This is a genomic window from Shewanella sp. BJSY2023SW007 (assembly GCF_047314525.1).
Lineage (GTDB): Bacteria > Pseudomonadota > Gammaproteobacteria > Enterobacterales > Shewanellaceae > Shewanella > Shewanella chilikensis.
Map to the genome: position 1 here is coordinate 122230 of NZ_JBKORL010000096.1, position 10195 is coordinate 132424.

At 53.9% G+C, this 10195-nt stretch carries 6 protein-coding genes and 1 pseudogene; 4 read left to right on the forward strand and 3 right to left on the reverse strand.

The window, feature by feature from the left end:
- Positions 1-18: 18 nt before the first annotated feature.
- From ACMHXE_RS17170 to gltB, 3 genes are all read right to left on the reverse strand, one after another.
- Positions 19-711: a 5'-methylthioadenosine/adenosylhomocysteine nucleosidase gene (locus ACMHXE_RS17170; protein WP_287590380.1), complete on the reverse strand. Its 693-nt coding sequence runs from the start codon at positions 709-711 to the stop codon at positions 19-21.
- A gap of 218 nt (positions 712-929) precedes the next feature.
- Entirely contained in the window at positions 930-2336 is a 1407-nt protein-coding gene (locus ACMHXE_RS17175) for an FAD-dependent oxidoreductase (RefSeq protein WP_165564699.1), read from the reverse strand.
- 6 nt (positions 2337-2342) lie between these two features.
- The gene (gltB, locus tag ACMHXE_RS17180; protein WP_165564700.1) at positions 2343-6791 is read right to left on the reverse strand and encodes a glutamate synthase large subunit; all 4449 of its coding nucleotides are present in this window, start codon (positions 6789-6791) and stop codon (positions 2343-2345) included.
- 499 nt (positions 6792-7290) lie between these two features.
- Here gltB and ACMHXE_RS17185 point away from each other — a divergent pair, with 499 nt between their 5' ends.
- From ACMHXE_RS17185 to ACMHXE_RS17200, 4 genes and pseudogenes are all read left to right on the forward strand, one after another.
- On the forward strand, positions 7291-8211 hold the full coding sequence (locus ACMHXE_RS17185; RefSeq protein WP_412502705.1) for a TIGR01212 family radical SAM protein: 921 nt from the start codon (positions 7291-7293) through the stop codon (positions 8209-8211).
- Between the two features lie 148 nt (positions 8212-8359).
- Positions 8360-8725 carry an Hpt domain-containing protein gene (locus ACMHXE_RS17190; RefSeq protein WP_039033706.1) on the forward strand — a complete coding sequence of 122 codons (366 nt, stop codon included), beginning with the start codon at positions 8360-8362 and terminating at the stop codon, positions 8723-8725.
- A gap of 255 nt (positions 8726-8980) precedes the next feature.
- Positions 8981-9889, forward strand: a complete 909-nt coding sequence (gene oxyR, locus ACMHXE_RS17195) for a hydrogen peroxide-inducible genes transcriptional activator OxyR (protein WP_052248010.1) — start codon at positions 8981-8983, stop codon at positions 9887-9889.
- A gap of 85 nt (positions 9890-9974) precedes the next feature.
- Positions 9975-10099, forward strand: a pseudogene (locus ACMHXE_RS17200) (IS256 family transposase); the annotation flags it as partial.
- Positions 10100-10195: the final 96 nt, after the last annotated feature.

Genomic DNA, 10195 nt, shown 5'->3' on the forward strand with positions numbered 1-10195 from the left:
GCTCTGGTGCTCCTTAAATTAAAGGTGATGCAGCATGCCTATGACCATCAGGGCTGAGTGGTGCCCCGCCTTGACCAGATAGGCATCAAAGTCGACCGGAGAGTCGTTGTTGGCATTATCGGACAGAGAGCGGATCACCACAAAGGGCACGCCGAACTGATGACATACCTGAGCAATGGCGGCGCCTTCCATTTCACAGGCGGCCATAGTGGGGAAATGCTTTAGCATGACGGCAGTGCGCTCGGGATCGCAAATAAAGCTGTCACCTGTGCAGATAAGGCCCTCAATGGCTTTGACCTCTCCCAAACCTGCGATAGCCTGTTGGGCCGCCAGCATCAGCTTAGGATCCGGGATAAAAGCTTCCGGTTGCTGCGCCATCTGACCCATCTCATAGCCAAAGGCGGTGACATCGACATCGTGGTAGCGAACTTCATCGGAAATCACTATGTCACCTATCTGCAGTGTATCGACAAACCCACCGGCCGAACCGGTATTGATGACCGCATCCGGGGCGAACTTTTCAATCAACAGACTGGTCGCTATGCTGGCGGCAACCTTGCCTATGCCGGAGCGGGTAACTATGACTTCTTTGTCAACCAGAGTGCCGCTGACAAATTCAATGCCGGCAACCTTGCTGTGCTGTGGGTTTTCCAAAGAGGTAATCAGGTGAGCAACTTCTGGCTCCATGGCGCCGATAATACCGATTTTCATGGCTTAACCTTCTTTAAATGTCTTGAGTGAGCCTGAGGGCGGCTTAATATAGCACAAGCCAAGATTGGTGCGAACAAGTCTGCCGGTGACAGCCTGGTCGCTGAAGTCAGGTTGCGTGCAATAAACGGCTCTGGCTGCGCGATTCCCGGAGTGTAGAGCAGGTGAAAAAAAGCGCACCCGGGAGGTGGGTTCCCGGATGCGCTCAAAGTGTTGAGTTGTTAGCTGAGAAAGTTGAGGATCCCCAGCGCCGCATCGCGCCCTTCGGCGATGGCGGTGACCACAAGATCTGACCCTCTGACCATATCACCACCGGCAAACACTTTGGGATTGCTGGTCTGGAACGGATTGGCCGCTTCTTTCTCGGCTTTTACCCGGCCCCATTGATCCAGGGCGATATCAAACTCGGCAAACCAGGGCGCCGGGCTGGGTTGAAAACCGAAGGCGACAATCACGGCATCGGCCTCCAGCAACTGATCGCTGCCCGGGATGGGCTCTGGACGCCGGCGACCGCTGGCATCGGCGTTGCCAAGCGCGGTTTCAACAAATTCGACTCCCTTGACCTTGCCATCGTCTGTGGCAATCGCCACCGGCTGGCGGTTGAACAGAAACTCGACCCCTTCTTCGCGGGCATTTTGCACCTCACGGCGCGAACCCGGCATATTCTCCTCGTCGCGGCGATAGGCACAGATAACAGATTCGGCGCCTTGGCGCACCGCCGTGCGCACACAGTCCATGGCGGTATCACCGCCGCCAAGTACTACCACCTTCTGGCCCTTGAGGTCGATATAGGGCTGCGCCGGATCGGCTTGCCCCATCAACTCACGGGTGTTGGCAATCAGGTAGGGCAGGGCCTGAATAACCCCTTCGGCCTCTTCACCGGGCAAGCCCGCCTGCATGGCGTTATAGGTGCCCATGCCGAGGAACACGGCATCGAAGTTGGCCAGCAGCTCTGCAAAGGGAATATCCTGGCCGACGGTGACGCCGAGGCGGAACTCTATCCCCATGCCTTCCATCACACTGCGGCGGGTAGCCATCACTGACTTGTCGAGCTTAAAGGCGGGAATGCCATAGGTCAGCAGGCCGCCTATCTGAGGATATTTGTCAAAGACCACAGCCTTGACCCCGTTGCGGGCCAGGATATCGGCGCAGCCAAGACCGGCCGGCCCCGCGCCTATGATAGCGACCCGCTCGCTTCTGGGCGTTATCTGGCTCATGTCAGGGCGCCAGCCCTGGGCGATGGCAGTATCCGTGATGTATTTTTCCACATTGCCTATGGTGACGGCGCCGAAATCATCATTCAGGGTACAGGCGCCTTCACAGAGCCTGTCCTGCGGGCAGACTCGGCCGCAGACCTCCGGCAGGGTATTGGTTTCATGCACCAGGTCTGCCGCTTCCAGAATGCGTCCCTGCTTGGCCAGCTTGAGCCAGTTGGGAATATAGTTGTGCAGCGGGCACTTCCACTCGCAGTATGGGTTACCACAGTCCAGGCAGCGGTCGGCTTGTTGGTCGACCTGCGCCTGGGCAAAGGGTTGGTAAATCTCAATAAACTCTGTCTTGCGGCGTGCGATAGCCTGCTTGCTCGGGTCGATACGACCCACTTCGATAAACTGAAAATCGTTACTCATGCTCGCTTACCCCGCTTTTACGGCCAGTTCCGGGCTCGGTTGTTCCAGTTTGAGCAGATCCGAAACCTGAATATTTTTGGGCTTGACCAGGACAAAACAGTCGAGCCAGTTGTCAAACTCACTGAGAATGGCGCTGGCGTGTTCACTGCCGGTCTCGGCCACATGCTGTTCTATCAGCCCTTTAAGGTGCTGTTGATGAATGGGAGTCTCCAGCTTGAGGGTGTCGACCAGTTCGGTATTGACTCTACGGTTAAAGCGGCCGAATTGGTCAAACACATAGGCGAAACCGCCGGTCATACCGGCACCAAAGTTGACCCCTGTAGTACCCAGCACCACCACAATGCCACCTGTCATATATTCACAGCCGTTGTCACCGACCCCTTCAACTACCGCCAGCGCTCCTGAATTTCTGACCGCGAAGCGCTCACCGGCTCGTCCCGCCGCAAACAGTTTGCCGCCGGTGGCACCATAGAGGCAGGTATTACCGACAATGGCGCTGCGCTCGGATTGGAAGGCGCTGCCGAGCGGTGGATAGATGGCGATCTTGCCGCCGGACATACCTTTACCCACATAGTCGTTGGCGTCGCCGCACAGTGACAGCTCGAGTCCAGGGCTGTTCCATACCCCGAAACTCTGACCGGCGCTACCGTTGAAGCTGAGCCTTATCGGCTTGGGACAGCCTTTTACGCCCCAGGCTGCCGCGATATGGCCCGAAAGCGCGGCGCCTACCGAGCGGTCGGTATTATTGATGGGGAAGCAGATATCGAAGCCTTCGCCCTTGGTGACACGCTCGGCGCACTTGGCCAGCAGTTCCTGGTTCAGGCTGCCGGGATCTGCCGGCGTATTGGTCTCTTTCCAGGTCAAACTGGTGCTTGGCGATACTGTGGGTTTGAACAGGATAGGGCCCAAATCCAGCCCCTGCTGCTTGGCGGTCTGGCCTTCAATGGCCTGCAGCCAATCGCTGCGCCCTACCAATTGCTCAAACTCGCTGACCCCCAGCTTGGCCATCCATTCACGCACCTCTTCGGCGACAAACTCAAAGTAGGTCATTACTCGCTCGGGCAAACCATGATAGTGCTTGTCTCTCAAGGTCTTGTCCTGAGTGGCAACGCCGGTGGCACAGTTGTTGAGGTGGCAGATACGCAGGTATTTGCAGCCGAGCGCTATCATGGGCACAGTGCCAAAGCCGAAGCTCTCGGCGCCCAGTAGGGCTGCCTTGATAACATCTGTGCCAGTCTTGAGACCACCATCCACCTGCAGGCGTATTTTATGTCGCAGACCATTGGCCACCAGAGACTGGTGAACTTCGGCAAGGCCCAGCTCCCAGGGGCTGCCGGCATACTTGACCGAAGTCAGCGGGCTGGCGCCTGTGCCGCCATCGTAGCCGGAAACGGTAATCATATCGGCATAGGCCTTGGCGACCCCTGTAGCTATGGTGCCAACGCCCGGCTCAGAGACCAGCTTGACCGAGATAAGCGCCTTGGGGTTTATCTGCTTGAGATCGAAGATCAGTTGCGCCAAATCCTCAATAGAGTAGATATCGTGGTGCGGCGGCGGTGAAATCAGCGTCACGCCCGGGCGGGCATGCCTGAGGCCGGCGATTTCAACACTGACCTTATGACCGGGCAGCTGACCGCCTTCACCGGGCTTGGCGCCCTGGGCAACCTTGATTTGCAGCACTTCGGCGTTAATTAAATAATGGGCGGTTACCCCAAAGCGGCCAGAGGCTATCTGCTTGATGGCCGAATTGCGCTCGCTGTTGAATCTGCGGGCATCTTCGCCACCTTCGCCCGAGTTTGAGCGGCCGCCGAGACGGTTCATGGCGATGGCCAGCGCTTCGTGGGCTTCCGGGCTAAGGGCGCCGATACTCATGGCGGCGCTGTCGAATCTGGGGAAGAGTGTCTTGGCCCCTTCCACATCTTCGAGCGCTATGCTTTCGCGCTGCTGTTTGATGCTCAGCAGGTCTCTCAAGGTGGCAACCGGCCTTTGGTCTACCAGCTCGGCAAACCGTTTGTAGAGCGGGTAATCCACCTCTTTCAGTGCTTGTTGCAGTGTGTTGACTACATCCGGGTTGAAGCAGTGGTATTCGCCGCCCTCAACGTACTTGAGCAAACCGCCTTGCGGCAGCGGCACATGGGGGCGGAAGGCCGCCTGACTCAGCAGTTGCTGATCGGCTTCTATGCCATCGAAACCCACACCTTGAATACGGCTGACCACACCGTTGAAGCATTGCTTAATCACCTCGTCGGCCAGGCCTATGGCCTCAAACTGCTGGCTGCAGCGATAGGAGGCGACTGTGCTGATCCCCATCTTGGACATGATCTTGCGCAGCCCCTTCTCAATGCCGTAGCGGAAGTTGAGCATTAGATTGACGATATCCTCGGCCTGATGACGCTTGGCGAGTTCGGCAATGGACTCGTACACTAGGTAAGGGTAAATGGCTGTAGCGCCAAAGCCCAGCAGTACCGCGAAATGGTGCGGATCCCGGGCCGAGGCTGTTTCCACTATGATGTTGGTGTCACAGCGCAGACTTTTGTTTACCAGCATCTGCTGCACTGAACCTACCGCCATGGCGGCCGGGATCACCAGGGTGTCTTTGCTGACGGCGCGATCCGAGAGCACTATCAGGGTGGTGCCGGTGCGTGCCAAGCGCTCGGCTTCATCCGTGATCCGTTTGATTGCCTGACTCAGGCCTTCGGAGGCCGGATAGTTAAGGTCAACCTTGTTGGCACGGTAATAGGTGCTGTCCAGACTCAGCAACTGGTTGAAGTCACTGAACAACAAGATAGGTGAGTTGAACATCACCCGATAGGCGTGTCCCGTGGTTTCGTTAAACAGGTTCTGCTCGCGACCGATACAGGTGGCCAGCGACATCACATGTTTCTCCCGCAGCGGATCGATTGGCGGGTTGGTGACCTGGGCAAATTTTTGCCGGAAATAGTCATACAGCGAGCGCTGTTTTTTCGATAGTACCGCCATCGGGGTGTCGTCGCCCATGGAGCCTGTGGCTTCTTCGCCTTTGCTGGCCAGTACCCAGATAACTTGCTCCAGCTCTTCACGGCTGTAGCCGAACAGCTTTTGGTACTGCAGTAAAGTGCCCTGGTTGAATTCACTGACGCCCTGATCTTGCGGCGATAGTTGCTCAGCCGGCACTAGAGTCTGGCTGTTCTTCGCCATCCACTCCTTATAGGGGTGACGACGTTTAAGGTCGTTATCGATTTCGAATGACTGATAAAGACGACCGCTTAGGGTGTCGAGCACCAGAAGTTCACCCGGGCCGACCCGGCCTTTTTCAATCACTTCATCCGGGCCATAGTCCCAGATACCCACTTCCGAGGCCAGAGTGAGAATTCTGTCTTTGGTGATCACATAGCGTGATGGCCGCAGCCCATTGCGATCAACCGCGCAGGCAGCGTGGCGACCGTTGGTCATGACTATCCCGGCCGGGCCATCCCAAGGCTCCATATGCATGGAGTTAAAGTCATAGAAGGCCTTGAGCTCTTCATCCATCTCGGGGTTACTCTGCCATGCAGGCGGGATAAGCAAACGCATGGCGCGGTACAGGTCCATGCCGCCGGCCAGCAGCATCTCCAGCATATTGTCCAGCGACGACGAGTCTGAGCCGGTTTCATTGACAAACGGGGCGGCCTGCTGCAAGTCAGGCAGCAGCGGTGAGTTGAACTTGTAAGCCCGCGCCCGAGCCCATTGGCGGTTACCTGTGATGGTATTGATCTCGCCATTGTGGGCCAGAAAACGGAACGGCTGTGCCAGTGGCCACTTGGGTGAGGTGTTGGTCGAGAAGCGCTGATGGAACAGGCAGATAGAGCTTTGCAGCCTAATATCGGCCAGATCCGGATAAAAGGCCGGCAGATCGGCCGGCATCATCAAACCTTTGTAGACAATGACCTGGCCGGAGAGACTGGCGACATAAAAGTCTTTATCCTGGCTTAATTGCTGCTCGAGACGGCGACGAGCCATATAAAGGCGCCGCTCCAGATCTTTTTCTCGCCAGCCAATGGGAGCATTGATGAGCACTTGCCAAATTTGCGGCAAACTGGACTTGCCAATCTCGCCGAGCACTTGCGGATTGACCGGAACCGGGCGCCAGCCGGCAATACTCAGGGTCTCTTTCTCCAATTCCCGTTCGAGCAGTATTCTGGCTTCGGCTGCCAGGGTTTCATCCTGGTTTAAAAACAACATGCCAACGGCGAACTTACGGCTGAGATGCCAGCCCTGTTCGGCCGCAATGGCTTCAAAGAATCCTGTGGGCATTTGCATCAGCAAACCGCAACCGTCGCCAGTGCGTCCGTCAGCTGCAATACCACCACGATGTTTCATGCGGTCGAGGCCATGGATTGCCGTGCGAACAATGCGATGGCTGGCTTCGCCATCCATCTGGGCTATTAATCCAAAACCACAGTTATCCCGCTCGAAACTGGGATGATACAAGCTCATACAAAACCTCCCTTAACATCACTATTACTACTCGGGAGAGAGTACCAAACTCTATAGATATGCACCCGAACCATTCAAATTATCCTGAGACTTGCTAAAGGTCAAACCTAAATATTGCATATATTTGATGAATCTTGGGGTGTTTCATACGGAATCTTCAATTGCATTACGTTAACGTAAACTGAGGATTGCGCTGTATAACACTATGAATGAAAAGAAAATCTACTTTGCCCCTGTTTTCTGTTCACCTAATTTTAACAAGAGGCCTCGAATTATCCTTAAAGAAGAAAAACTGATTTCCGGTCTCGCTGGCGTTTACATTAAAAATTTGCATTAAATGATTAAATATTCACAAAAGTGTGATCTGGAGCGGTTTGCGCTCAAGCGGTTTGGTCATAGATCACCGGCAAAAGTAGTAACCATTTGTGACATAAATTGACCTGAAACAGAGCAGTCCCAAATTGGAGTCGTTAGACTGGCGACTTTTTGAGAGAAGCAAATGGGACTGGACGATTTTGTCACTACCTTTGGTCAATACTGCCGCCAACAATTTGGTCAGCGGTTACAAAAGCTGACTCTGGATGCGCGTTTTACCTGTCCCAATCGCGACGGAACCCTGGGGCGCGGTGGTTGCACTTTCTGTAATGTTGCTTCCTTTAGCCATGAACACGGTACCGACTTGTCGATTGCGGCTCAGCTTGAGGCCGGCAAACAGAAAATGAGGGCAAAGGCTTCGCGGTTTTTGGCTTACTTCCAGGCCTATACCAGTACCTATGAAGAGTATGTCGAGTTGAAGCGCAAATACGATGAGGCGCTGCAGAGCGAGCAGGTGGTGGGTTTGTGTGTCGGTACCCGCCCGGATTGCGTACCGGACAGGGTGCTGGATCTGCTGGCGCAATATCAACAAAACGGCAGTGAAGTTTGGTTGGAACTGGGTTTACAAACAGCTCACGACGCCACGCTGAAAAGAATTAACCGTGGTCATGACTTTGCCGCTTACCAGGATGCTGTATGCCGCGCCCGCAGTCGCGGACTCAAGGTATGTACTCATCTGATCCTCGGACTGCCGGGAGAAGGGCTGATTGAACATCAACAAACGCTGGAAGCAGTGTTAAACGCCGGTGTCGATGGCCTTAAATTACATCCCCTTCATATAGTAGCCGGCAGTACCATGGCCAAGGCCTGGGAAGCAGGTAGGTTGCAGCCACCGACACTGGACGAATATGTTACCAGTGCGGCGCAACTGATCCGTCACACGCCAAAAGAGATAGTGTTTCATCGGGTGACAGCCTATGCCAGCCGTCCCGTGTTGCTGGCGCCGGATTGGTGCGCTCAGCGCTGGATAGGCTTGGTAGCACTGGTGGATGAGTTGGCGGCCAAGGGCGGGCAAGGTTCTAGTTTAATCAATTTAAATCAATAGCCTATAAATCATTGTATCTATTGTGCCCGGATTTTGTATCGCCAATGTTAAATCCGGGAAAGTTTTGTCTTGTTTAGCGCCTATAAGTTGCACCGGTAATTTTAGCGGGTATGATGTGGTAAATCTGACACATTTGAGGAGCGCCTTCATGGCCACAACTGAACTGGATACTATCTTAGATCTCAATACCCTGGAGCAGTACTGTAGTGCTATTGGTGCCGGCACCTTACTCAAGAGTGTGGTGTTATTTGAACAGTTGTTGCCTGAATACGTCGCGAATTTGCAAAAGGCCGAAGCGGCCGGAGATAAAGATACCCTGTGCGCCGAGGCTCACAAGTTTAAAGGTGCTGCCGGCTCTGTGGGATTAAAGCGGATCCAGCAAACTGCACAGCAGCTGCAACACGGTGAAGAAGCCGCTTGGGAAGCCGGGCATAAAGAGTGGCTGGCGGTTATTGTTGAACATGCCGGTGCAGATCTGCAGCAACTCAAGTCTTTCCTCGAAGCCAAAGCATAAATTAGCCTTGGGTGCCGGAGAGAAGCTCCGGCGCAGTCAAGGTACTAAGAAACCCCCGTTACTACCCCTTTTCTAATACCTGAACCTTAGCCGTCAAGGTTTGGGTTCTCTGCTATATCCGCTTCAGTGATAGATATCTTGGGGGATGATTTATCGCCTCGGTCACACTCCTGATGTGATACTGCTGCTCGACAGACTTTTTGTGTTAGATTAGATAGAACTTTCTAATGCATTACTCAATTGGTAATCGACAAAATGAAACACTTACCCAGTTTGAAAAATCTCTATTATCTGGTGAACCTGCATCAGGAACAGAACTTCAACCGGGCAGCCAAGGTGTGCCATGTTAGCCAATCGACGTTGTCCAGCGGGATCCAGAATCTGGAAGAACAGTTGGGTTATCAGCTGATTGAACGGGATCATAAGTCTTTTATGTTTACCGCTATCGGTGAAGAAGTGGTACAGCGTTCGTTGAAAATTCTGACCGATGTCGATGACTTGGTGGAATTGGTGAAAAACCAGGGTGCGCCTATGACTGGAGAGATCCGACTTGGCTGTATTCCCACCATTGCCCCGTTCCTGCTGAGCCGTGTAGTTAAGCAGTGCCAGAAGACCTATCCGGATCTGAGTTTGCTGCTCAAAGAGGACACCACAGAGCGTTTGTTGACAGCTTTGGGTAAGGGCGAGTTGGATCTGTTGTTGTTGGCTCTGCCTGCTGATACTTCCGGCTATCACAGCATGAAAGTGGGTATAGATCCCTTCAAGATGGTGGTGCACAAGGACTTATCTGCCGATATTCATGAGCCGGTGGACTATCAGGCGCTGCCGGATGAGAGTATTTTTCTGTTGCAGAGTGAGCACTGCATTACCGGTCATGCCATCAGTGCCTGCCAACTGGGTGACAGCGCCAAGGTCAACCCTTTTGCGGCCACCAGTTTGCACACTCTGGTACAGATGGTGAACAGTAAATTGGGTACGACTTTCCTGCCGCAGATGGCAATAGATGCCGGGATATTGAAAGACACAGATCTGGCGGTGATGAGCCCTCCAGGGGAGGCTCCATATCGTGAGATAGGTCTGGTATGGCGTCAGACTACCAGCCGGATCCTGACTTTCAGAACTTTGGGGCTGGAGATCCAGCAGCTGCTTCAGCAGCAGGTTTAGGCTTGGATTCAAGTCGTAACAGTAAGAAAATACATCTATGATATCTTAGAAAAGCCTTGCAGGATGGGGCTCTGCGTAGAGTCGTTTACTCAAACTGCTCTACGCAGGTATATTGAAAGCTCAAGAGCGGTAGTTACACCGATTCAAAACTGGAGCTTGACGTTGCCTCAGTTGTTCATCCATTTTGAAGAGCGACAGGAAACCTACATTGTGATCTGCCCCGATAGTTTTGGACACCACGCTAAGCGAGTAAAATCGTTTAACGAGGTGAACAATGACATCAAAGACCAAACGACAAACCTATAC

Coding starts and splice junctions, on each gene's coding strand:
- ACMHXE_RS17170 (WP_287590380.1), bottom strand. CDS start 711: ATGAAAATCGGTATTATCGGCGCCATGGAGCCAGAAGTTGCTCACCTG.
- ACMHXE_RS17175 (WP_165564699.1), bottom strand. CDS start 2,336: ATGAGTAACGATTTTCAGTTTATCGAAGTGGGTCGTATCGACCCGAGC.
- gltB (WP_165564700.1), bottom strand. CDS start 6,791: ATGAGCTTGTATCATCCCAGTTTCGAGCGGGATAACTGTGGTTTTGGA.
- ACMHXE_RS17185 (WP_412502705.1), top strand. CDS start 7,291: ATGGGACTGGACGATTTTGTCACTACCTTTGGTCAATACTGCCGCCAA.
- ACMHXE_RS17190 (WP_039033706.1), top strand. CDS start 8,360: ATGGCCACAACTGAACTGGATACTATCTTAGATCTCAATACCCTGGAG.
- oxyR (WP_052248010.1), top strand. CDS start 8,981: ATGAAACACTTACCCAGTTTGAAAAATCTCTATTATCTGGTGAACCTG.